Genomic DNA, 23,941 nt, shown 5'->3' on the forward strand with positions numbered 1-23,941 from the left:
GAAAGCCAAGACCATGTCCACAATTGCTTTGGCCATGATGGGGCTCAACACCATCGTCTCGGCCGTGAACTACGACTACGACGAGCTGGGAAGGCTTGTCGCCGAGCGGAATGATCAGGGGCGCAATGTGCGCTATGCCTATGATCTGGAGGATCGGCTGGTGCAGACCACCGATTCCCAGAACCGGGTGAGCCGATACTCCTATGATCCGCTGGGTCGATTGCTCGTACAGACGGATGCGAATGGCGGAACGACACGCTTTGCCTACGACAAGGGTGACCGGCTGGCATCTGTGACCGATCCCCGCGGCCTGGTAACGACCTACCAGACCGATGGATTTGGACAGCTCTGGACGCAGAACAGTCCGGACACGGGTCGGACAGACCATGAGTACGACGCGGCGGGCAAGCGCATTGCGACAGTGTTGAACGACGGCAGCACTGTCGGTTACGGGTACGACGGGCTGGGCCGCTTGACCAGCCAGAATGCTGAGGGGCAGCAGCAGACCTATACGTACGACAACTGCGTGAACGGCAAGGGGCGTCTGTGTGCCCATTCGGCTCCAGGTGCAAGCGCGCGCTTCACGTACAACGCCGCAGGACAGCTGGTAAGCCGGACTGACCAGCTTTCGCAGGCGAACACCCTGAGTGAGGGAACTGTCAGCTACACCTATGACAGTATCGGGAGGAACAGCACCGTCACCTATCCCGATGGCACGCTCGCGAAGTACGTCTATAACAGTAGGGGCTTTCCGCAGTCCATGACCCTCACCAAGGGCTCGGTGACGCAACAGATTGTTGGACCCAGCGTCTACTCCGCTCTGGGAGCGCGGCAACGCATGCCCTTTGGCAACGGCCTGGCGCGCAGCTACGCGTTCGATCAGGGCGGCCGCCTGGAGGCCCAGGCGGTGCGGAATCAGCAGACCACCGCTCTCAGCCGCACGTCATACCGCTACAACGGCGACAACGAGATCATCAAGATCAACGACGATGTGACGAGCAACCTCAGCCAGGTCCTGGGCTATGACGCACTGGGACGCCTGAGCACGCTGACACGAGCTGGCATCGCCTATACGCTTTCCCATGACGCGGGTGGGAACTACACCGCGCTCAACGCAAAAACAGAGGCGACCCGCTACGTCATCGACGCAAGCAGCAACCGGATGCTGCAGTTCATCAACCAGGATGGCACCCGTACGTATCAGTACGATGCGCTCGGCAACAGGATCAGCGAAACATCGGGCAGCCGCATCTCGACGTTCACCTACGGCCCGTTCAACCGGATGATTCAAAGCAACGTAGGCGGGCAACGAACGGACTATCTGCTCAATGCCCAAGGGCAGCGCGTGGGCAAGAGCAGCGCGAGCTCGACCAGTCGCTACTTCTATGCAGGTCAGAACCAGCTTCTGGCCGAACAGACCGGGAACACCTGGACGAACTACCTGTGGTTCGGTGGTGAGCTGGTTGGCATCGACAGGAAGGGGTCGGTGAACTTCGTTCACAACGACCATCTGGGGCGGCCGGAATATGCGACCAACAAGGCGCAGCAGGTGGTGTGGAAAGCGTACAACTATGCCTACGGGCGCAGCGTCCTGAAGGACGATATCGGTGGGCTCAACATTGGTTTCCCGGGGCAGTACTACGACAGTGAGAGTGGGCTCTGGTACAACGGATTCCGTGACTATGACGCGAGCGCTGGGCGTTATGTGCAGAGTGATCCGATTGGGTTGGCGGGTGGGATGAACACCTATGCCTATGCGGAGGGAAACCCAATCAGCGGCTTTGATCCGCTCGGACTCTGCAAAACGGACTACCTTGGAGCGGTGCTGGGGGTAGCCGATATGGTCGCAGGAGCCGGCGCCTTGGCTGCAGGTGGGGCAGACGCCATCATTGCGTCTATCGCCGGAAGCGAAGATGGCGGACTTATAGGCTTATCTGTAGCTGCCCTTGGCCTTGCAACGTTTCACGACGGCGCCAACAACTTGGCGACAGCCTTCGACGGCAAACAGAGGACGCCAGCGTTGGAAAAAGTCGGTGGTGCGGTACTTGGCGCACACGGAGCTCAGATCGGACGATATGCGAGTGACTTCAACTCAGTCACAGGCCTGACTAAAGGAATCCGGAACATGCTACGAGGAAATGCTAAGTTGTCGGACGCGAACGAAGTCGCAAAAGGGATAAAAGATAACGTAACGGACCCTGCATCGCCCTGCGATTGTGGAAAGTAAAAATTATGAAAACACTTTTCTGGCTTGGCATGGCATTTCTATTGATGCTTCCGGTGAACTTCCTCGTGGTGACTATTGGCAGAATTCTGTCAGGCGAGGCCTGGGGAGAGAAGGACATGGTAGGTCTTGGCATGGCGATATTCGGAGTAGCGGCGGCCGTCATTCTGTATAGACGGCGCTCGCTCGGAAGCTCTCGACGACAAGGCAATCGTTGACGCTGATGTCAGTCGTCCGCTGTGTCGCCTTTTCCTTACGCCGCGTACCGGATGTATTGCTCGACGGCTCTCCAGCAGGCGCTGGCAGGACCACCGACCTGCCAGAACCTATCCGGCGATGTCCGTGATGCCTCACCCACCCCCAAACAACTTCTGCGCACTCTGGAACAGGATCCAGCTCGTCGCGATGAACTTGTCGCCGCCCTGCGGCCGATTGCCGCGATGGGTGTGGGTGAAGGCGGTCGGGGCGATCAGCAGGCTGCCGGTACGCGGTGCGATCTTGCGGCCCTGGAACAGGAACTCGGTTTCGCCTTCGTCGAATCCATCGTTGAGGTACAGCGTCCACAGTACATGCCGGTGCAGCGTTTCGGCCTGCGCATCCTTCGGGTACAGCTCGCAGTGCCAGTACGGGTAACCGCCCTCGCCTGCGGCATACCACTGCAGGTTGATCGCGCCCGGGCGCAGGCAGGTGCGCGCCAGGTCGGCCAGCTGCTGCTCCGGCATGTCGGGGAAGTCCTCGGCCGACAAGCGTCGCGGCTGGCCGTCGCTGTCCTGGATCTGCAACATCAACGGTGCGATCAGCGCCTGTGGATAACGGCGTAGATAAGTCAGCAGGCCCTTGAACACGGCCTGCTGCAGCTGTACGTCGACGTCCTGCCAGCCCTCCAGGCCGCTGATGCGCAGGTCCTTGCTGTGCTTGAGTTCCGGGAACACGCCGCTGCCGACGGCACCTGGCATCAGCCCGCGGGTGGCACGGAGGCGCTCGACGATGGCAGCGCAGACCTCCGTGGGGACCGCGTTGTGGATGACTTCGATGAAATCGACCGGGCCCTGCTCGTGCATGCGTGCATTCCTTCGGCGGCAAGGGCTTGATGGTGCCGTTTGCCGCCGTCGGTGTCACCCCACGGTCATGTCATCGAACTGCCATGAGCGCGTCCGCAGTGCGCCGCTCAGGCCTGTGCGGCGTCGTGCTGGTGGTGGTAGCGCACCGCCTCGGCCACTTCCTCGCGCGAGCCGAGAAACACCGGCACGCGCTGGTGCAGCTGGTCGGGCTGGATGTCGAGAATGCGCTCGCGGCCGGTCCAGGCGGCACCGCCGGCCTGCTCGACCAGCAGGCCCATCGGGTTGGCTTCGTACATCAGGCGCAGCTTGCCGGCCTTGGACGGATCCTTCCGGTCCCACGGATAGATGAAGATGCCACCGCGCGTCAGGATGCGATGCACATCGGCCACCATGCTGGCGATCCAGCGCATGTTGAAGTTCTTGCCACGCGCACCTTCCTTGCCGGCCAGCAGATCGCCGACATAGGCCTGCATCGGTGCTTCCCAGTGGCGCTGGTTGGACATGTTGATGGCGAATTCCTGGGTGGCCGCCGGAATCTGCATGTTCTCGGTGGTCAGCACGAACTCGCCCTTCTCGCGATCCAGGGTGAAGGCATGCGTTCCGTGGCCCACGGTAAGCACCAGCTGGGTGCTCGGCCCGTAGATGCAGTAGCCGGCCGCGATCTGCTTGCTGCCCGGCTGCAGGAACGCGTCATCGCCCGGCAGTTCGACGTTGGTCGGGCAGCGCAGCACCGAGAAGATGGTGCCGACGGAGACGTTGACGTCGATGTTGGAGCTGCCATCGAGGGGATCGAACAGCAGCAGGAAATCGCCACGCGGGTAGATGTCCGGCACCGGCTGGCTGTGGTCCATTTCCTCCGAGGCGCAGGCGGCGAGGTGGCCACCCCAGGCGTTGGCTTCGAGCAGGATCTCGTTGCTGATGACATCCAGCTTCTTCTGCGCCTCGCCCTGCACGTTGCCGGTACCGGCGTCGCCGAGCACGCCGCCGAGGGCACCCTTGCTGACGGCGATGGAGATGCTGGTGCAGGCGCGGGCGACGACCGCGATCAGCTGACGCAGGTCGGCATTGATGCGGCCGGCGTGCTGTTCCTGGATCAGGAAGCGGGTCAACGAGGTACGGGACATGGGCGGACAGGTCTCGGCAGCGGGAAAACGCCTATTGTCGCCCGTCTGGCCGCTGCGTGCGTGAGCGCGGGAAGGCGTAATCGTTTCCAGATGCGCTCGTAGCGCCTTCCTTTTGTCGAGGCTCGTGGGAAGGGGAGGCGATGCAGGACACGCTGCAAAAACAAAGGCGCCTTCCGGCGCCTTTGTCTTCAAGCCACTGGAGCGTGGGTTCAGCCCTTGGCCACGGTGGCCACGGCCTTGGCGACATACTCCAGGTTGTTCTGGTTCAGCGCAGCCACACAGATGCGGCCAGTGCCGACGGCGTAGATGCCGAACTCGTCGCGCAGGCGCTCGACCTGCTCGCGGCTCAGGCCGGAGTAGGAGAACATGCCCGCCTGCTCGTTGATGAAACCGAACTGCGGGGCGCCGGCGGCCGCCAGCTTCTCGACCAGGCCCTGACGCAGCGCGTGGATGCGTTCGCGCATCTCGGTCAGCTCCTGCTCCCACATCGCACGCAGTTCCGGGTTGGTCAGTACACCGGCCACCAGCGCTGCACCGTGGGTGGAGGGGCTGGAGTAGATGGTGCGGATCACGCGCTTGACCTGCGACTGCACGGCCTTGGCGTCGGCGGCGGTCGGCGCCACCATCGACAGTGCACCCACGCGCTCGCCGTACAGCGAGAACGACTTGGAGTACGAGTTGGCGACGATGAAGCTGTCGATACCGGCTTCGGCGATGATGCGCACGGCGGCGCCATCCTGCTCGATGCCCTTGTCGAAGCCCTGGTAGGCCATGTCGATGAAGGGGAACAGCTGGCGGTCCTTGAGCAGCTGCGCGACCTGCGTCCACTGCGTGACCGTGAGGTCGGCACCGGTCGGGTTGTGGCAGCAGGCGTGCAGCAGCACCACGCTGCCCGGCTGCAGCTTCTGCAGGTCGGCCAGCATGCCGTCGAAGTCGACACCGTGGGTCGCGGGATCGAAATAGGTGTAATCCACTACCTCGAAGCCGGCGGCACTGAACACCGCGCGGTGGTTTTCCCAGCTCGGGTTGCTCAGCGCGACGGTGGCGTGCGGCAGCAGCTTCTTGAGCACGTCGGCGCCGACGCGCAGCGCACCGCTGCCACCGACGGTCTGTGCGGTGGTGACGCGGCCTGCGGCCAGCAGCGGCGAATCCTTGCCGAACACCAGCTCACGCGTCGCCTGCGTGTACGCCGGAAGGCCGTCGATCGGCAGGTAGCCGCGCGGTTTGGCTTCGGCGGCGAGCTGCTGCTCGATCTGCTTGACAGCGCGCAGCAGCGGAATGCGGCCGCTCTCGTCGTAGTAGATGCCCACACCCAGGTTGACCTTGGTCGGGCGGCTGTCGGCGTTGTATGCCTCGGTCAGGCCCAGGATCGGGTCGCCTGGGACCAGTTCCACGTTTGCAAAGAAGGACACGGCGGTACTCGTTCGGTAGACGGAAAGGGGGGAGGAATTGCGCCACGCGGCTTGCGGCATTTCGGCCGAAACCGGCCCATCGTAACAAAGCCTGCCGGGGCTGGCCGCCACCATCGTCATCCGCGGACCCGTACCATGGCGTGCGTTGCCGACCGATCCATCAACCTGAATCATGAATCCTGCCCCACGCCGCAATCGCCTGCCCCTGTCCGCCCTGCTGCTGTCGCCGCTGGTCGCGATGGCGGAGCCGTCCACGACCGCCCTGCCCCCGGTGCAGGTGCAGGCAGCCCGTGTGCAGGGGATCGATCCGTTCGCCCTGCCCGCCAGCCAGGACACGGTCTGGATCGATGCTGACCGCGCCGGCACCGGGGCGCAGCTGTCCGAAGCATTGGGCGGGGTGCCGGGCCTGCTGGCCCGCGACCGGCAGAACTTCGCGCAGGACACCCAGCTGTCGATCCGGGGCTTTGGCGCCCGCTCGACGTTCGGCGTACGCGGGGTACGCGTGCTGATCGACGGTGTGCCGGCAACCATGCCCGATGGGCAGGGCCAGCTGTCGCACGCCAGCCTGCTGGGTGCCGAACGCGTGGAGGTGCTGCGTGGACCGTTCTCGGCGCTGTACGGCAATTCCTCCGGTGGCGTGCTGCAGGTGTGGAGCGCGCAGGGCCGGGCGGGCGACCCGTGGCGGCTGCGGCTCAGCGCGGGCGCGGACACGACCCTGAGCGTGGGTGCGCAGCTGCGCGGCGCGGGTCAGGTGCTGGACTACAACATCGCGGCCAACCACTTCCGTACCGATGGCTGGCGCGACCACAGCCGTGCCCGGCGCGAATCGCTCAACGCCCGCGTCGGCGGCGAACTGGCAGGCGGGCGGCTGGAGCTGCTGCTCAACGCGCTGGATGCGCCCGATGCGCAGGATCCGCTGGGTCTGACCCGCGCGCAGGTCGCGGCCGACCCGCGCCAGGCCACCGCCGTCGCTCATCAGTACAACACCCGCAAATCAGTGCGCCAGCAGCAGGCCGGCCTGCGCTGGAGCCGCGAGGCCGGCGCGCAGCGGTGGCAGCTGATGGGCTATGCCGGCCAGCGCTCGGTCACCCAGTATCTGGCGATCCCGCCGACGGCCCAGGCCAACCCGTTGCATGCCGGCGGTGTGATCGACCTGGACAGTGGTTATGGCGGCCTGGACGCGCGCTGGAGCTGGCAGGGCGAGGTGGCCGGCCGACCGCTGGACCTGGTCGCCGGGCTCAGTGCGGACCGCCAGCGCCAGCAGCGCACCGGCTACGAGAACTTCGTCGGCAGCACGCTGGGCGTGCGCGGGCGCCTGCGCCGCGACCAGATCGACATCGTGCAGAACGTAGACCAGTTCGCCCAGGCCTGGTGGCAGTGGAGTCCGCGCTGGTCGCTGCTGGCCGGCGTGCGGCACAGTGCCGTGCGCTTCGAATCGGACGACCGCTACATCACCGACCGCAATCCGGACGACAGCGGCCACCGCCGCTACCGGGCCACCACACCCGTGGCCGGCATCAGCTTTGAAGCCCACCCGCAGTGGCGCCTGCATGCCGCCGTGGGCCGTGGCTTCGAGACACCGACCTTCAATGAACTGGGCTATCGCGCCGACGGCCAGGCCGGGCTGGCGCTGGATCTGGCGGCGGCGCGCAGCCTCACGCTGGAGATCGGCAGCAAATGGCATGCACAGGATGGAATGCAGCTGGATGCAAGCCTGTTCCGTGCAGATACCGACGACGAGCTGGCCGTTGCCAGCAATATCGGTGGCCGCAGCACCTACCGCAACATCGGCCGTACGCGGCGCCAGGGCATCGAACTGCAGTACCGGCAGCCGCTGGCCGAGCAGCTGGAACTGCAGCTGGCCTGGACCTGGCTGCAGGCACAGGTGCGGTCGCCCTATCTGACCTGTGCCGGCAGCGGCTGCCGTGTGCCCGATACCCGCGTGGATGCCGGTAGCCGCCTGCCGGGTGTTCCACGCCAGCAGGCCTTCGCCCGCCTGCAGTGGACGCCTGCGGACTGGCAGTGGGCGGTGGAGGCCACCGCGAGCAGCGATACCGTGGTGAATGACCTCGCCGACGAACGCGCGCCGGGTTACGCCCTGCTGCATCTGGAAGGGGGCCGCCAGTGGCGGCTGCCCGGAGGCGAGCTGCGTGCCTTCGCCCGGCTGGAGAACGTGCTTGACCAGGCCTACATCGGCTCGGTCATCGTCAACGATGGCAATGGCCGCTACTACGAGCCCGGCCCGGGCCGCCGTGCCAGTGTCGGCCTGCAGTGGTCATGGCGCTGACCTGACCGGCGGCGCCTGCGGGACGTCAGTCGGGCGCCTTGGCCGGCACGAACGGTGACGTCGGGTCGCTGGCCGGGAACGTTTCCTCCAGCGCCTCGTCCTGGTTGTCGCTGGCGTGCTGCTTGCGTTCGCGTCGCTTGAGCGGGCTCTCCTGCCCTCCCCGATGGCGGTCGCCGCCGTCCTTGCGGTCCAGCGCGGCCTGTTCAGCCTCGCGCTTCACCGGCAGATGCTCGCCGGACTGTGCGGCGTCGAAGAAGGGCGCGCCCGTGCCACGGAAGTCGGCATCATCGTTGTCGTGCTTGCCGCGCTGCTCGCCGGGAATTGGCGCACGGTTCTCGCGGAGCGGGTCTCGGGAGGTCTCTCGGCTCATGATCAGGTACCTGCGCACGGGGAGGACCACTACACCGCCACTGAGGTAAAGGCACCGCGAACCCTGCGTCATGAACATCTCTGTCACGGCTGGATAACGCTGCCGCCGGTATTCCTGCCCACCCGACCCGCTGCAGGAGCCGGTCATGCCCCGCCTGGAACGCCCCGCCCCGTCCGTGTTCAACGCCCTGCTCGATCCGCTCGGCCAGCGCACCGCGCAGCGCCGGACGCGTCGCCACGAAGATCCGCAGGCCGTGGCCCAGGATTACCTCCAGTACATGCTCAGCGATTACGAGGAACGTCGTGGTCACGGTCATCGCAACTGGCGTGACCTGTGCCCGGTGTATGCCTTCGCACTGACCACACATGCGGCGGACTGGCCGCGTGGGGATGCGGCCGATACCTGCGAGGAGCTGGCCGAGCATTGGGAACAGATGCGAGGACAGTCGCGGCTGGGCTGGTCGCAGGCGCGGCCGGTGGTGGAAGACGCATGGCGCGCGCTGGATCATATTCCGGCAGCGGCGGTAAGACCCCTGCTGCAGTGACCTGGCCGTGACGCTGCGCGCCGACCCGGCGTGCACGGCATCGACACGGGTGGTTTACACCCGGCACCGGAAGCTGACGGTCCTGCTCAAGCACAGGTGCGCGCATGGCCCGCCCGATCTGGACCGGAACACTCTCCTTCGGCCTGCTCAACGTGCCGGTGTCGCTGATGTCCGGCGAACGCAAGGTCGATCTGCAGTTCCGCATGCTCGATTCGCGCGACCGCAAACCGATCCGCTTCGAACGGGTCAACGCCGATACCGGTGAGGAAGTTCCGTGGAAGGACATCGTCAAAGCCTACGAGTACGACAAGGGCAGTTACGTCGTGCTGGAGGAAGCCGACATCCGTTCGGCGGCGCCCGAAAACCATGAGACCGTAGAGGTGGAGACCTTCGTGGACGCGGCGCAGATCGATCCGCGCTACTACGAAAAGCCCTATCTGCTGGTGCCGGGCAAGAAGGCCGAGAAGGGCTATGTACTGCTGCGCGAGACGCTGCGCAGCACCGGCAAGGTCGGCATTGCACGGGTGGTCGTGCGTACCCGCGAGTATCTTTGCGCGGTGATGCCGCACGAGCACGCCCTGGTGCTGATGATCCTCCGCTATCCGCAGGAGCTTGTCGATCCGGAGGACCTCAAGCTGCCCACCGGCACCCTGTCCGAGTACCGCATCACCGGCAAGGAAACGGCGATGGCCGAGCAGCTGATCGAGTCGATGGCTGGCGACTGGGATCCGTCGCAGTATCACGACGAGTTCCGCGAGCGCCTGCAGCAGGTGCTCAACAAACGGATCAAGGCCAAAGGGGGCACCACCCGGGTGGACGAAGAGCCTGCACCGCGCGAGGACGCCACCACCAACGTGGTCGATTTCATGGCCCTGTTGCAGAAGAGCCTGGATGCGAACAAGCGAACCCCCGCGGGCAAGACGGCCGCGCGCAAGGCGCCGGCGAAGAAGGCGGCCGGCAAGACAGGCAGGAAGACCGCGAAGAAGGCAGCGAAGAAGGCAGCGCCACGGCGCAAGGCGGGGTGATCCATGTCGCTGCATCAGTACCGGCGCAAGCGTCGGCTCGGTGGCGGCAACGGGCAGACGCCGGAACCGGACGACCAGCCGGCGCCGGGTGATCCGAAGCGGCGGCCGATCTTCGTCATCCAGCTGCATCACGCCAGTTCGCGCCATTTCGATTTCCGCCTCGAAATGGACGGCGTGCTAAAGAGCTGGGCGGTGCCCAAAGGGCCATCGCTGCGCGTTGGCGAGAAGCGGCTGGCGGTGGAAGTGGAAGATCATCCCCTGTCCTATGCCGGCTTCCAGGGCGATATTCCCGAGGGCCACTACGGTGCTGGTCACGTGGAGGTCTTCGACCACGGCACCTGGGCATGCGCGGGTGATCCACTGCAGGCGCTGGCAGCGGGCAAGATCGATTTCGTCCTGCATGGTCAGCGGCTGGCCGGGGGATGGAAACTGGTGCGGACCGCGATGAAGGGACGCCAGGTGCAGTGGCTGTTGATCAAGCGCGAGGACAGCGAGGCCCGCGACGCAGAGGCCGACGACCTGCTGCACGCGCCATTGCGTGAACACCCCGGGAGCGCGAAGAAGATGACGGACAGGAAGACACGCAAGGCGGAGTCGCGCTGGCACGCGCGCGCGCTGAAACTGCAGGGCGCCCGCGACCGCCCGTATCCGCGTGCATTCAAACCACAACTGACCGACCACCGCGATGCCGCGCCCGATGGCGATCGCTGGCTGCATGAGATCAAGTGGGATGGCTATCGCCTGCTGGCCGATCTGCACGGCGGTGAAGTGAAGCTCCGCTCGCGCAACGGGCTGGACTGGACCGGGGACTTCCCTGAAGTCGTGCAGGCCGTGCAGGCGCTGCCGGTTGATGACGCGCGCCTGGACGGTGAACTGGTAGTGCTCGACGAGAAGGGGCGCAGCGATTTCGCCGCCCTGCAGCGGGTCATCGATGGCAGCTCGAAGGCGCCGCTACGCTACCTTCTCTTCGACCTGCCCGGCGTGGCGGGAGTGGACATCAGCGCGGCACCGCTGCTTGAGCGCAAGACGCTGCTCAAGGCGTTGATCGGCGACACGCCCGGAACGCTGGCGTTCAGCGATCACGTGCTCGGCCATGGGCCGCAGGTCTTCGCCGCCAGTGGTAAGGCCGGGTATGAGGGCATCGTCAGCAAGCAGGTGGACGCGCCCTACGTCAACGTGCGTGCGCGCAGCTGGGTGAAGGTCAAGCATGAGGACACCGATGAGTTCCTGATCGTCGGCCATACCGCGCCGAAGGGCTCGCGCGTGGGGTTCGGATCGTTGCTGCTGGCAACTCCCGACAAGGACGGCCTGCGCTACGTGGGTCGCGTCGGCACCGGCTTCGACGATGACAGCCTGCGCGCGCTGGCGCGGACGCTGAAGCCGTTGGCGGTGGAGGACGCTGCGGTGGCGCTGCCCGCGCACGTCCCGTTCCGCGCCGCCAGCGTGCACTGGGTGAAGCCAGTGAGGGTGGCCGAAGTGGCCTTCCGTGGCTGGGGCAAGGAGGGGCTGCTGCGACAGGCCAGCTTCAAGCGGCTGCGCAGCGACAAGAGCGGCGAGGATCTGGCGATGCCTGCAAAGACCACGAGCAGCGACGACGCGGTTGCCATCAGCCACCCTGAGCGTGTGGTCTTCGCGAAGAAGAAGATCCGCAAGGGCGACGTGGTCGACTACTACCGGCAGATGGCGCGCTGGATCCTGCCCGGGATCGTGGGCAGGCCCCTTTCGCTGCTGCGCTGCCCTGATGGCGCGGGCAAGGCCTGCTTCTTCCAGAAGCACCACGGCCCGGGCCTGGGCGACGCCGTGCATGCGGTCCCCCTGCAGCAGAAGAGCGGTCGCGAGGACTACGTCTACATCGACGATGTGCGCGGCCTGCTGCAGCTGGTGCAGATGAACACGCTCGAGCTGCATCCCTGGGGCGCCACGGTCGCCGATCCCGAACATCCGGATCGGCTGGTATTCGATCTGGACCCCGGTGAGGGCGTCGGCTGGAACGAGGTCAAGGCCGGCGCGCGCGACGTGCGCGACCGGTTGCAGGAGATCGGCCTGCGCAGTTTCGTGCGGCTGTCCGGCGGCAAGGGCGTGCATGTGGTGGTCCCCCTGCAGCCCGCCGCCGACTGGGAACAGGCGAAGGCATTCTGCGAGGCCTTCGCGCAGGCGATGGCACAGCAGGCGCCCGAACGCTATGTGGCGACGATGAGCAAGGCCAAGCGCGGCGGTGTGATCTTCATCGATTGGTTGCGCAATACGCGTGGCGCGACCAGCGTCTGCTCCTGGTCGCTGCGCGCCCGCGAAAGTGCGGGCGTGGCGGTGCCGCTGCGCTGGGAAGAGCTTGCGCAGATCAAGGCGGCCGACGCCTTCCCGCTCGACAAGGCGCTGGCGCGGGCCAAGCGCCTGAAGGCCGATCCGTGGCAGGGCATCAATGCGGTGAAGCAGACCCTGCCGTCGCTCGATCTGTAGGGCCGGGGCATTGGCCACGGCCCTGCAGCGGCGGGCTCAGAAGTCCGCGCGGATGCCGAAGGTGATGCGACGGCCGGAGAACTCGTACTGGGTCGGGAAGGCCTTGTCGATGGTGTAGCCGGTGGTCTTCTCGTCGAGCAGATTGATCGCCTCCAGGTTCAGCTTCCAGGTGTCGGTGAGGCGGAACCCGATCGAGGCATCGAGCTGGCCATAGGCATCGCGGTAGACCGGATACATGTTCAGGTGGATGTACTCGACGTACTTGTCCTTGTAGTTGTACGAGGCGCGCGCGCTGAAGCGGTCGTTCTCGTAGTACAGGGTGAGGTTGTACGCCTTCTCGGCCAGGCCTTCCGGCGGCGTCGGGATGTCCAGGTCGGACGCACCGGTGAGTGAGTTGTCCAGCTGGGTGTAGTTGGCATTGATGCCCCAGCCCTCCAGTGCCGGGTGCAGCATCGACAGCGGCAGCTGCGCGACCAGCTCCACGCCGGTGACCTTGTAGGAACCGTCGGCGTTGACCGGCTGGTAGACCTCGAAGTCGTAGTAGCCGTCCAGCGAACCGTTGGCGTTGAGCTTCTCCACGTTCGGCACGATGCCGGTCAACGACTGCCGCACCACGCCGTCGATCTTCTTGGAGAAGTACGACGCGGCCAGCAGGCCACCGTTCTGCAGGTACTTTTCCAGGCCCACTTCCCACTGCCTGGCGGTGGTCGGCTTCAGTGCCGGGTTGCCGTCCATGAAGCGGAAGCTGCTCCAGCTGACGGTGCGGCGGTAGGCAATGTCGGTCAGCGACGGACGCATCAGTGTTTCCGAGGCAGCACCGCGCAGCACCAGGCCGTCGGCGATCTCGGCGGTCATGTTGAAGCTGGGCAGGATCCTGCTGTAGTCGCCGCTGCTCGAAATCGGCGTCGGCGTGTAGCCGTTGCTGCCATCGGCGTTCTGCACCGGATGGAAGCCTGACGAATCGACGTCGGTGTCGATCGAACGCACGCCGAGGTTGGCGTACACCGGTACCTGTCCGATATCGAAGTAGAGATCGGCCATGGCATACAGCGCCAGGGTCTTCTCCTTCACCTCGTAGTACTGGCCCGGATCGATCGGGGTTTCATAGCCCGGGTAGCGGAACGTAGCGCGCGCATAGGCGTTGGAAACCTGCTGCCAGTCCAGGTCGCTCGGGCGATACGCACCACCCGGTGCCAGCTGGCTGATCCACACCGGGTTGCTGTCGGCCAGCGTGCGCGTATTGACCCAGGCGGCGCTGCCGGCGGTCGGGCCCTGGATCTTGCCGCTGCCGAACGCGCGTTCCTTGGTCTTGTCGGTGTAGCGCGTGCCGAACTGCACGCCGCTCAGTGCCGGGAAGAAGGCCAGGTTCATCTGCCGCCTCAGGTCGAGCTGCGCGGCGTACTTGTCATCCTTCACCTTCTCCAGCTCGGTCTCGTACGCTTCGAACAGGTACTTGTCCACGGCGTTGTACATGTCGAAACCGCCAGTTGTGCTCGGCACGGTCTCGCCACCGTTGCGGGTCCAGCGCGTGCGCGACGGCGCGTAGGCCACGTGCTTGAGGTTGGCGTAGTCCGAGTCCTTGCGCGCGCCGGAGTAGCCGACCAGCGCGTCGATGTCCCAGTTGCCCACCTTCCAGTCCAGCGTGCTGCTGAACTGACGGTAGTCGGTATTGGCGTTGCGTTCCTTGCTCAGGATTTCGTGCTGGGTGGCGGTGTAGGACACGTCCTTCAGCACGGTGATGCCGTAGGCCGACAGCGTGTCACGGTCGTAGTCGTGGATGGTGTCCAGCGTGCTGCGGCTGGAGGCCGAGTACGCTGCGGCATCGTACTCGTCCTCGTGTGTGTCGTAGCTGCCGAGCATGGCGTCGAAGCTGAGCGAGAACGTGTCGCTGGGCTTGAACTGCAGCGAGGCGGTGGCGCCCCACTGGTCCTGCTCGTTGAGGTAGACGCGGTCGCCGACCTTGTCCTGGAAGACAATCCGGCTGGTTTCATCCTTGTCCATCCGGTTGCTGACGACGATGCCGGCATCGCGCGCCAGCACCGCGGCGGCCTGCGAACCGCGCGTACCCGACGCCTCCAGGAAGCGGCCCATGGGACGGAAGTTGATGCCTGAGTTGGAGTCGGTGCGGTTGCTGCGCTTGGCCTTGGAGAACGACACCAGGCCGCCCCAGTCGCCCCAGGTGTCACTGGCGAGGAAGGAGATCTTCGGATCGATCTTGCCGTTGATCGAGTTGTGCGAAGCTTCGGCCGACGCACTGAACTTCGGCTCGGGGAAGTCGAATGGCTTGGCCGTTTCGATGTAGACCGAGCCGGCGATGCCGCCTTCCTCATCGGCGGCGGTCGGCGACTTCTGCACGGTCACCGTCTGCACCACGTCCGAGGCGAAGATGTCGAACTGCACGTCGCGTCCGCCACTGCCGGAGGCCGTCGCCAGGTTGTTGATCGAGACCAGGGTGAACTCGCTGGGCAGGCCGCGCACGCTGACCCTGCTGCCCAGGCCCTTGTTGCGTTCGATGGTGACGCCCGGCATGCGCTGCAGCGCTTCGGCGAGATTCTGCTCGGGAAAATCGGCCACGTCGGTGGCGACGATCGAGTCGGAGAAGCCGATGTTGGCGCGCTTCAGGTCGACGGCGCGCTCCAGGCTCCGTGCATAGCTGCCGGTCACGGTGACCGTGTCCAGCTGCTGCAGCTGTTGGCGGGTATCGCCTTCGATCGCCTCCTCGGCCATCGCTTCGACGGGCAGCACGGCCAGGCCGCCGATCAGCACCGCATGCACGGCGCGGGACAACAGCTTCGCTTGGGAGGCCGCGGCGGCGGCCTCCCGGGTCTGGTAACGCATCGGATGATTCCCCGGTTCCCTGTGGTGTCTTACGCCGCGCCTGTTCCCGGGTTCCGTGGGTACAGGCCCCTGCGCCGCGTTGCCGACGTTCGGCGGGCACCGAGCCTAGGGGGAGATTGTTAAGCCCGTGTTGCGATGCGTGAGGGCCGGCGTCCGAACCCCCATCCCAGCAGCAGCTGCACCGGCAGTGATACCAGCAGGCCGATGACGAACCAGCGTGGGAAATCCTCGCCGAGCGTCCACAGGCCGTAGCCTGCGCCCAGCACCAGCAGCGACCAGATCGAGGTGCCGTGCGCGCGCGGCCAGCAGGGCGCGTAGTAGGTGGCGAAGGCGATCGCGGCGATGCCGCCGAGCACGGTGAACGCCAGGTCCCAGCCCAGCTGCGCTTCGCTGCCGGGATGCAGGCCGAGCAGCGCAGGCAGCCAGCCACCGGCACTGGTGACCAGGGCAAGCGCGAGCAGCGCGCCAACCAGGGCAACGATGGAAAGAAACACAGTCTTGAGCATGCCGGGCATGGCCGCATTGTACGGCCGGACCGGCAGGGTGATGGCTTACAGCAGCTGCCTCAGCATCGCCTTCAGGCGTCGCCCTTCCTGCTGGAAGTAGTCGCGCTGTTCACGCCAGGCCGGGAACCGTTGCTCGACCTCCTGCCAGAACGCCGGCGAGTGGTTGGGCTGGATGAGGTGGCAGAGCTCATGCACCAGCACATACTCGAATGCCTGCTGACGCCCCAGGACCAGCGCAAGATCCAGGGCCATGCTGCCATCGGGAGCCAGCGAACCCCACTGCGAGGACATCACCTTCAAGCGCAGGCGGCTGGGTGCCCGTGGCAGGCCGGGCAGGTAGCGCGGCAGCCAACGGCCCACGTCGGCGCGGGTCTGCGCCTCGAAGAACTCGCGCAGCAGACGGCGCAGGGTCGCGTCACCGGCACGGGTCGGCCACTGCAGGCAGGCGCCGTGCTCGTCGATGTCCAGGCGTGCGTAGCGGCCTTCCTGCCAGCGCAGCGGCAGCAGCTCCCCGCGCAGGGGCAGCACCCCGTCCACGCCGGGCTGCAGCGGTGCGGGCAGGCCCTGGCCCTGGTACTGCCGCAGCTGTAGTGCCAACCAGTCGCGATGCTGCTCCAGGAAACGCTCGCCCATCACCAGGCTGGCGCGCGGCGGCAGGGTCAGGCGCGCGCCGCGTTCGTCGACGCTGAGCTTGATGCGGCGCGCGCGCGGATCGCGTACGCGCAGCACGTCGATCTCGGCATCCTCCAGGCGCAGGCGAACGGTATCGCGCTGCACGGTGGCGGGCGGTGTGGGCGAGATCAGGCGGCGCAGCAGGCGGCTCATGCAGCCAGCATAGCGCCGCTTCGGGCCGCCGGATGACCGGCGGCCCACGCGGTGCCTGTTCAGTCAGCCTTGCTGAGCTTGAACGCCTCTTCCAGCAGCAGGAACAGGCGGCGGATCTCGGCGCTCTGCAGGGCGAACCGTGCGTCGAACTCGGCGCGACGGCCCTCCTCGTCGGCATGCTCGAGCTGGTCCAGGGCGCCGTCGAGGAACTTCAGCTTGCGCACGATCAGGTCGTCGCCGATGACGAAGGACAGGTTGTCTTCGAAGATCAGCGCCAGCTTGGTCACCTGCTTGCCGGCGTCCAGGTGCTTGTCGATCTCGTCGCAGCGCAGTTCCTGGTGCTGGCACTTGACCACCGCACCGCCCTCCACCGGATCCTTCATCTCGCACTCCTCGCCCAGGCTGAGCCCGGTCGGCAGCGGTTCGCCGGCGATCCAGCCGGTCAGGATCGAACGCGGCGCGACTTCGGCGTTCAGCGGCATTGCCGGGAAGCTGCCGAGCAGGCCACGGATGTCGGACATGAAGTACTCGCCGGTCTTGCGGCTGGACGTATCCACCGCGACGTAGCCGTGCTGCAGGTCGATGAAGGCGTCGTTGCGCGAGGACTTCACGAAGGCGCGCGGCAGCAGTTCATGCAGCAGGTCGTCCTTCATGCGCTTGCGCTCGCGGCCGCCGGGGCGCCGGCCTTCCTTCTCCTCGATCTCCTCCAGTTTGCGCTCGAGCAGGTCGTTGACCACGGCTGCCGGCAGGATCTTGTCCTCGCCGCCAACCGTCAGCCACAGGTGCTCGGCGATGCGGTGCGAGAGCAGTTCCTTCTCCTCGCGGCCGAACGGTGAAATGAAGCCGCGCGAATTCATCTCCAGCGCGCCGACCGGCTTGAGCACGGCGTGCGGCAGCAGCGTGTCGATTTCAGAAAAATCAGTGGCGGTCGGGAAACGGAAGAACGTCAGGTTGCGAAAGAACATGGATTTCCGGATGGCAAAGAGAAAGGGCGACCGACCTTATGCGGTGGGCGTCTCGGGATCTGCGTCGGCGTCGACCGGGGTACCGGCCAGCCAGGCATGGGCATCGGGCAGCGGTGCGTCATCGCGACGGCCCAGCGCCATGAAGTCGAACAGGGACGTGTCGGCCAGCTGCGAGGGCCGGACCTGGCCCATGGCGCGCGCGATCTGCTCGATGCGGCCGGGGTGGTCCCTGTCCCACTGCTTGAGCATCAGGCCGACCTGGCGGCGCTGCAGGTTTTCCTGGCTGCCGCACAGGTTGCAGGGGATGATCGGGAACCGGCGTGCCTGCGCGTACGCGACGATGTCGCTTTCGCGCACGTAGGCCAGCGGCCGGATCACCACGTGCCGGCCGTCATCGCTGCGCAGCTTCGGCGGCATGCCCGACAGCTTGGCGTGGTGGAACAGGTTCATGAAGAACGTGGCCACCATGTCGTCGCGGTGGTGGCCGAGCGCGATCTTGGTGAAGCCATGGGTCTCGGCATGGTGGTACAGCGCGCCGCGGCGCAGGCGCGAGCACAGCGAACACATCGTCTTGCCTTCCGGAATCACCCGGCTGACCACCGAATAGGTGTCCTGCTCGATGATGTGGTACGGCACGCCGAGCCCGGCCAGGTACTCCGGCAGCACATGCTCGGGGAAGCCCGGCTGCTTCTGGTCCAGGTTCACCGCCACCAGTTCGAACGGCACCGGTGCCTTCTTCTGCAGCTGCACCAGCATGTCCAGCAGGGTATAGCTGTCCTTGCCGCCGGACAGGCAGACCATGATCCTGTCGCCGGCCTCGATCATGCCGAAGTCGGCGATCGCCTCGCCCACCTGGCGGCGCAGGCGCTTGGCCAGCTTGTGCTGCTCGCGCTCGGCCGCGCGCGGATCGCGGGGCGTGCGCGGCAGGGGGTCGGGAAGGGAGATCACGGCACTCATGCCTGCCATTCTACCGGCTTGGAGCGGCCCCGGCCGGGGAACGGTCCGGCCCTCTCCCGGTGGTCATCATCGCTGTGTATGCTCGGAGGCTGTGGACACCTACAGCCCCGCCGAGATCGCCGAACGCCTCGCCGCCCTGCGCGCCGAGCACCGCCTGCTGGATGAACAGATCACCCGCATGGCGGCCAATGGCGAGGACGAGCTCGAGTCCAAACGCCTGAAGCGGCGCAAGCTGCAGCTGAAGGACTGCATCACCCGGCTGGAAAGCCTGCAGATTCCCGACGAGCCGGCGTGAGCCGGGTTCAGGTGGGTGCCCACCTTGGTTGGCCTCTGCCCTGGTAGGTGCCTACCTGGGTTGGCACGACTGGAAGGTGTGTGGACCAAGGTCCACACCCACCGTAGGACCCGGCGCGACCTTCAATCCTGCGGCGCAGGCTCGTCCGGGCGTGCGGCTTCCGGGCTGACCCGCTCGATGGTGTGGCGCAGTTCGCGACCGAGGATGAACTTGGCGTCCTTGGCCCAGGCATCCAGGCGCTGGTCGAACAGCAGCTTGCTGTTCTCGTCGGGCCATACCAGGCGCAGTTCGCGCAGCTTCTGGATGAAGCTGCGGAACAGGGCCTTGTCGAAGAACTCCGGTGCCGCCGGCGCGTAGAGCAGGCTCAGGCGCTGTGCGGCCTGCTGGCACAGGCTTTCCAGTTCGGCGGCGCCGAGCGTGCCCGGCCCGTTCTTCACCAGCACCGAAATGGCGATGTAGTAGCGCTCGAAGGCCTGCTGCAGGGAGTGCCCGATCGCACGCAGGCGGAACACTTCGTCGGTCTGCCCGGTGTTGCGGGCAAGAATGCCGCCATCGTCCTCGTTGACGTTCTGCAGCAGTCCCTCACGCACGAACACGTCGATGGTCTGGTCGATGCGCTGGGCGAACTCGTCCTCGGTCCACGGCAGAAACAGCTCGGCCTGCAGGAACGGGTAGACGGTGCGGCCCAGCTGGACCAGGCCGGTGCGGCTCATGCGGCGGTTGTTCTGGAAACAGCACGCCACCCACGAGGAGGCGGTGAACAGGTGCAGCACGTTGTTGCGGAAGTAGCTCAGCAGCACCGCGGTGTCGCCGCTCACACTGAGCACGTCGCCCAGCGGGTGCTTGATGCGGGTGAGGACGTTGATCTCCTCGGCGTGGGCGATGATCCGCTCCGGCGAATGCGGAGTCACCGTCACCCGGTCCGAATACGGCATCTCGACCAGCAGGGTCTTGCACAGTTCGATCTGCGCGATCAGGTCCGCCTCGCCCATTGCATGCTTGGGCGTGGACAGCAGGGCCAATGCCAGCAGATTGATCGGGTTGACGTCCGCCGCGCCATTGATGCGTTCCTGGATGCGCTCGGCCAGTGTATCGACAGTGGTCGACAGCCATGCCGGCTTCTCGTCTTCCGGCACCGCCTCACCCTTCCACTCCGGCGCCTTCTCGGCCAGCACGTCGTTCAGCGCGATCGGCTCGCCGAAGTTGACCACCACCTGCCCGTAGTTCTGCTTGAGCACCTTGGGGATGCCCCACAGCAGCTGCCAGATCGATTCCTTTTCCTTCGGTCGGCCGGAGAGTTCGTCCAGGTAGCTGCCGCCTTCCATCAGCTTCTCGTAGCCGATGTAGACAGGCTGGAACAGCACCGGCTTGCGCGGCTGGCGCAGGAAGGCACGCAGGGTCATCGAGATCATGCCGCCCTTGGGCTGCAGCAGGCGGCCGGTACGCGAACGGCCGCCCTCGACGAAGTACTCGATGGAATAGCCACCGGCCACCAGCTGCGCGACGTACTCACTGAGCACCGCCGAGTACAGCGCGTTGCCGCGGATCGAGCGGCGGATGAAGAACGCGCCGCCCTTGCGCAGCAGCGTGCCGACCACCGGCAGGTTGAGGTTGATGCCAGCCACGATGTGTGGCGGCACGATGCCGCGGTCGTACAGCAGGTAGGACAGCAGCAGATAGTCCATGTGGCTGCGGTGGCTGGGCACGTACACCACTTCATGGCCCGGCGCGGCCGCCTTGAACTTGTCCAGATGGTGAACCAGCACACCGGCATAGATCCGGTTCCAGACATGGCTGAGCATGAAGCTGGCCGAGCGCACCACCGGGCTGGAATAGTCCGCAGCGATTTCCCAGGCGTAGGCATGCGCCTTCTTCCAGGCATCGGCCGGCTTGGAATTATCGCGCTTGGCCTGCGCGGCGATCGCTTCGCGTACCGGCTCGGCGGCCAGTACCTGGTCCACCAGCAGGCGGCGGGTGGAAAGGTCCGGGCCGATCACCGATTCGCGGATACGGCGGAAATGGGTGCGCAGCACGCGTTGCAGCTTGCGCACCGTACGCTCGGGCTCCAGGCCCTCGTTGACGGTGGAGCGCAGCGAAATCGGCGGAGCGAAGCGGACGATGGTGCTGCGGCCGTTGAGCAGGACCGCCAGCAGGCGGCGGAAACGGCCGACCAGGGCCCAGTTCTCCGAGAACAGTACGGCAAACCACCCGCTCTGCTTGTCCGGCGCGCGGCCGACGAAGATCGACACGGGCACCAGGTGCACGTCCAGATCCTCATGCACGCGATGCGCCTGCAGGACCTTGGCCAGCGAATCGGAATGGGTCTTGGCGCCACGCTGTTCCGGAATCAGCGAGTTGCTGGAACTGCGCCGCGACAGTGCCAGGTAGGCGCGTTTGCGACCGGTCGGGTCGCCGGCCAGCGGCACCAGCGGTGACGGCAGGCCCGCCTGGCGGCACGCCTTGTCCAGGATCAGCGCGTTGGACAGCCCGTAGTCTTCCAGCACGTACATCACCGGACGGCCATCGTTGTACTGGCCCGGATCCTCAGGTTCGATCTTCAGCGACAGCCACGGCTCGACCAGGCGGCCGAGCAACCGTGCCCACAGCGGGCGGCGGCCAGGAGGACGGGCGTGCACGGGCGGCGGCACCGGATTCGGGCCGGTACTGGTCGAGGGGGACGCCAGCGCCGTTTCGGCGGGCGTCGACTGGGATTCTTCGCCGGGGAACGGCAGCGGGTTCTGTTTCGACATCGGCGCCATTATGGCTTAGGCGGCGGCATTGCCGCTTCTTCGCCTGCATCGGCGGGTTCGGCCGGGGCGGGCGCGGCTGCCGCACGGGCCGCGTCGGCCTGGCGCAGTATCGCGTCGGTATCGGCCAGAGTGCGGGTCAGGTACCAGTGACCTTCGCGCCGGCTCAGCGGCAGCTGCAGGGTCAGCTCGCGCCCGGCCAGGTCGTACTGCAGGCGGACCAGCGCGTTGTCGCCCTCCAGTGACAGCACTTCGCCGCGGATGCTGCGCAGGGCTTCGTCCACCCCCAGCCCGTAGCTGGCCAGCACGGCCTTGAGCGTGTGGATGAACGGCGCCAGCTGCTGCAGGCTGCCCTCCATCCCCGCAGCCTGCAGGCCGGCATCATCCTCGAAGCCGACCTGGGTGGCGGCGCCGACGAGCGCGGCGATGCTGCTGCGCGCCCGTGCGCGATCGCTGATCGGTGCGCCCTGCGCCCAGCCGGACAGGGCCTCCACCAGGGCGATGTAGTGGGCCTGCTGGCTGGGCGTGTATCCCTTCTGATGGCGCAGGTACTGCACCCCGAAGTTGCCCATCGACTGCGCGGCCTGGCGCACCGCGCCGGACTGCCCGGCCAGCTGGCGGTCGAAACTGCGCTGCAGTTCGGCGCTGGCGCCGGGCCTGCGCAGGGCGGCCAGCATCGGCAGCAGCTGGTCACCCAGCGGCAGTTCGGTCAGCGGCCATTGGCTGTGTCCGTCCGCCCAGGCCTGCTGCAGCCGCTGGTACTGGCTGGGGGGCACCGACAGCTTCGCGTAGCCGAGCAGATCGTCCTCGGCCAGACGCTGCGCCATCGCCTGCACGGCGGCCACCGGTTCGGCTGCCGGTCGGGCCGGATCACTGCCTGGCTCGCGGCACGCGGCCACGGCCAGCAGCACCATGGCCGCCAGCCCCCACCCTCGTGCAGACTTCGTTCGCACTACCGTGCTCATGCCTTCGGACTCCCCGGACCGGTCCGCATCTTGCGGCCTGCAAGGTGACAGCGGCAAGCCGGGACGTCACGGTTTCCAGCCAAGGGGGTCAGATCCCCTCTGCTGCGGCAGAAGGGATCTGACCCCAGCGCCGCCACCGGGATAAAAAAAGAGCCCGGATCACGGGGATCACAGGCTCCTCAAGCCGGCTCGAGGCCGGAGGACAGTGTTGTGGCGCAGGTCCGGTCCGAAGACCGGATGGCGCGATCCTACGCCGCCGCACAACTTAAGGCAACACATGATGTAATGTTATTCAAGTTATTGATTTTATTGAATCAATCGCGTTGCCACACCGATTCGATGAAATCCACGGCATGTTTTTCGGCGATTCGGGCATAAACCCCCGGGTAGCCAGCCAGGGCACAGCCTTCGCCCCAGCTGACGATGCCGAACTGGGTCCAGCCCTCCCGCAGGCGCAACAGCAGGGGCCCGCCCGAATCGCCCTGGCAGCTGTCGATGCCCTCGCGACCGGCACAGATCACCTTGCCGCGGGCCAGCTCACCGGCGTATGCCTGCTGGCATTGCGTGAAGGGCACGAAGGGCGTCCGCACCGCCTGCAGCTCGGTCGGGTAGATCACGTCATCATCGATGCCGGTGTCACCCCAGCCGATCACGGTGAAATCACGACCCGGCTTGAGATAGCTGGCGTCCGGACGCAGGCGCAGGGCAACCGGCTGCACGTCGGCCAGCGGCGCGCTGAGGTGGATCAGGGCCACGTCGTGCTCCAGGGTGTTGCCGCTGTTGAAGGCCGGGTGCACGTGGATCGCCCTGATGTTGGACGCTCGAGGCGATGGCGCGGTGGCCAGCGTGGTGCTGCCGGCCAGCACCGCCAGCCGCGCGGGCGAGTTGCCCTGTACGCAGTGCGCGGCGGTCAGGATCCAGGACGGCGAGATCACCGTGCCGCCGCAGATGTGGCGGTCGAAGTCACTGTCCCCCAGCTCCAGGCCCTGCAGGCTGACCATGAACGGATACTCGCCGGGCACGGCCGGGGCGCCGCCGATGATGTGGGGCGACCCGGTCGCTGGCGCTGCTGCGGTGGCAGGAAAGATGGCAGCGGCCAGCAGGCCACCGAACAGCAAAGAGGTGCTGCGATACATATCCTTGTACTCCCTCTATCGATGATTGGAACCGGCGAAGCCGCGGTCCACGCCGGTGCATCGATTGGAAGGGCGACCACCCCCGCGCACTGCGAGCGGGCTCACAGTTCATCGGTGTGGGGACGGTCGCGTCATTACGGGAGCCACAATTGCGAACGCCATCCCGCATGCAGCGCGATGGCGTTCATGATGTCACCGTGATC

General features: G+C 66.2%; 18 protein-coding genes. 6 read left to right on the forward strand and 12 right to left on the reverse strand.

The genetic code is table 11. The features are described 5' to 3' along the window. The first annotated feature begins 13 nt into the window (after window positions 1-13). On the forward strand, window positions 14-2,227 hold the full coding sequence (locus ABE543_RS08365) for an RHS repeat-associated core domain-containing protein (protein ID WP_346475572.1): 2,214 nt from the start codon (window positions 14-16) through the stop codon (window positions 2,225-2,227). Window positions 2,228-2,574: 347 nt separating this feature from the next. Here the strand turns inward: ABE543_RS08365 and ABE543_RS08370 are convergent, their stop codons facing one another. The 3 genes from ABE543_RS08370 to ABE543_RS08380 all read right to left on the reverse strand — a co-directional run bounded on the left by ABE543_RS08370 (window position 2,575) and on the right by ABE543_RS08380 (window position 5,821). Beyond that, complete coding sequence (locus ABE543_RS08370) at window positions 2,575-3,285, reverse strand: 2OG-Fe(II) oxygenase (RefSeq protein WP_074902476.1); 711 nt, start codon at window positions 3,283-3,285, stop codon at window positions 2,575-2,577. Window positions 3,286-3,392: 107 nt separating this feature from the next. After that, complete coding sequence (locus tag ABE543_RS08375; RefSeq protein ID WP_053516088.1) at window positions 3,393-4,409, reverse strand: class 1 fructose-bisphosphatase; 1,017 nt, start codon at window positions 4,407-4,409, stop codon at window positions 3,393-3,395. Window positions 4,410-4,618: 209 nt separating this feature from the next. Then, window positions 4,619-5,821 carry an amino acid aminotransferase gene (locus ABE543_RS08380; protein ID WP_053516086.1) on the reverse strand — a complete coding sequence of 401 codons (1,203 nt, stop codon included), beginning with the start codon at window positions 5,819-5,821 and terminating at the stop codon, window positions 4,619-4,621. A gap of 172 nt (window positions 5,822-5,993) precedes the next feature. Between ABE543_RS08380 and ABE543_RS08385 the strand changes: the two genes are divergently transcribed. Beyond that, window positions 5,994-8,108, forward strand: a complete 2,115-nt coding sequence (locus ABE543_RS08385; RefSeq protein WP_346475573.1) for a TonB-dependent receptor — start codon at window positions 5,994-5,996, stop codon at window positions 8,106-8,108. Between the two features lie 25 nt (window positions 8,109-8,133). On the opposite strand, the gene ABE543_RS08390 is transcribed toward ABE543_RS08385, so the two are convergent. After that, window positions 8,134-8,478, reverse strand: a complete 345-nt coding sequence (locus ABE543_RS08390) for a hypothetical protein (protein WP_065182172.1) — start codon at window positions 8,476-8,478, stop codon at window positions 8,134-8,136. A gap of 145 nt (window positions 8,479-8,623) precedes the next feature. Here ABE543_RS08390 and ABE543_RS08395 point away from each other — a divergent pair, with 145 nt between their 5' ends. The 3 genes from ABE543_RS08395 (at window position 8,624) to ligD (ending at window position 12,504) form a co-directional block, all read left to right on the forward strand. Continuing rightward, the gene (locus ABE543_RS08395; protein WP_053516083.1) at window positions 8,624-9,022 is read left to right on the forward strand and encodes a hypothetical protein; all 399 of its coding nucleotides are present in this window, start codon (window positions 8,624-8,626) and stop codon (window positions 9,020-9,022) included. Between the two features lie 104 nt (window positions 9,023-9,126). After that, complete coding sequence (locus ABE543_RS08400; protein ID WP_346475574.1) at window positions 9,127-10,047, forward strand: Ku protein; 921 nt, start codon at window positions 9,127-9,129, stop codon at window positions 10,045-10,047. Window positions 10,048-10,050: 3 nt separating this feature from the next. Beyond that, on the forward strand, window positions 10,051-12,504 hold the full coding sequence (gene ligD / locus ABE543_RS08405) for a DNA ligase D (RefSeq protein WP_346475575.1): 2,454 nt from the start codon (window positions 10,051-10,053) through the stop codon (window positions 12,502-12,504). A gap of 36 nt (window positions 12,505-12,540) precedes the next feature. Here ligD and ABE543_RS08410 read toward each other — a convergent pair whose 3' ends face one another. From ABE543_RS08410 to ttcA, 5 genes are all read right to left on the reverse strand, one after another. After that, window positions 12,541-15,342, reverse strand: coding sequence for a TonB-dependent receptor (locus ABE543_RS08410; protein ID WP_346475576.1), 2,802 nt, complete (start codon window positions 15,340-15,342; stop codon window positions 12,541-12,543). A 119-nt stretch (window positions 15,343-15,461) separates the two neighbouring features. Then, window positions 15,462-15,857 carry a hypothetical protein gene (locus ABE543_RS08415; protein ID WP_346475577.1) on the reverse strand — a complete coding sequence of 132 codons (396 nt, stop codon included), beginning with the start codon at window positions 15,855-15,857 and terminating at the stop codon, window positions 15,462-15,464. 36 nt (window positions 15,858-15,893) lie between these two features. Next, a complete protein-coding gene (locus ABE543_RS08420; RefSeq protein ID WP_346475578.1) occupies window positions 15,894-16,673 on the reverse strand; it encodes a SprT family zinc-dependent metalloprotease in 780 nt (259 codons plus the stop codon). Window positions 16,674-16,732: 59 nt separating this feature from the next. Continuing rightward, window positions 16,733-17,638, reverse strand: coding sequence for a recombination-associated protein RdgC (locus ABE543_RS08425; protein WP_065174082.1), 906 nt, complete (start codon window positions 17,636-17,638; stop codon window positions 16,733-16,735). A gap of 36 nt (window positions 17,639-17,674) precedes the next feature. Continuing rightward, complete coding sequence (gene ttcA, locus ABE543_RS08430) at window positions 17,675-18,595, reverse strand: tRNA 2-thiocytidine(32) synthetase TtcA (protein ID WP_193395685.1); 921 nt, start codon at window positions 18,593-18,595, stop codon at window positions 17,675-17,677. Between the two features lie 91 nt (window positions 18,596-18,686). Between ttcA and ABE543_RS08435 the strand changes: the two genes are divergently transcribed. Next, the gene (locus ABE543_RS08435; RefSeq protein ID WP_053516066.1) at window positions 18,687-18,890 is read left to right on the forward strand and encodes a DUF465 domain-containing protein; all 204 of its coding nucleotides are present in this window, start codon (window positions 18,687-18,689) and stop codon (window positions 18,888-18,890) included. Window positions 18,891-19,012: 122 nt separating this feature from the next. On the opposite strand, the gene plsB is transcribed toward ABE543_RS08435, so the two are convergent. The 3 genes from plsB to ABE543_RS08450 form a co-directional block, all read right to left on the reverse strand. Beyond that, a complete protein-coding gene (gene plsB / locus ABE543_RS08440) occupies window positions 19,013-21,649 on the reverse strand; it encodes a glycerol-3-phosphate 1-O-acyltransferase PlsB (protein ID WP_065174083.1) in 2,637 nt (878 codons plus the stop codon). Continuing rightward, complete coding sequence (locus ABE543_RS08445; RefSeq protein WP_053516063.1) at window positions 21,649-22,602, reverse strand: hypothetical protein; 954 nt, start codon at window positions 22,600-22,602, stop codon at window positions 21,649-21,651. The genes plsB and ABE543_RS08445 overlap by 1 nt, the downstream gene beginning before the upstream one ends. 314 nt (window positions 22,603-22,916) lie before the next feature. Next, window positions 22,917-23,738 carry a serine protease gene (locus ABE543_RS08450; protein WP_346475579.1) on the reverse strand — a complete coding sequence of 274 codons (822 nt, stop codon included), beginning with the start codon at window positions 23,736-23,738 and terminating at the stop codon, window positions 22,917-22,919. Between the last annotated feature and the right edge of the window lie 203 nt (window positions 23,739-23,941).

The organism is Stenotrophomonas sp. TWI169, assembly GCF_039674705.1.
GTDB lineage: Bacteria > Pseudomonadota > Gammaproteobacteria > Xanthomonadales > Xanthomonadaceae > Stenotrophomonas > Stenotrophomonas maltophilia_P.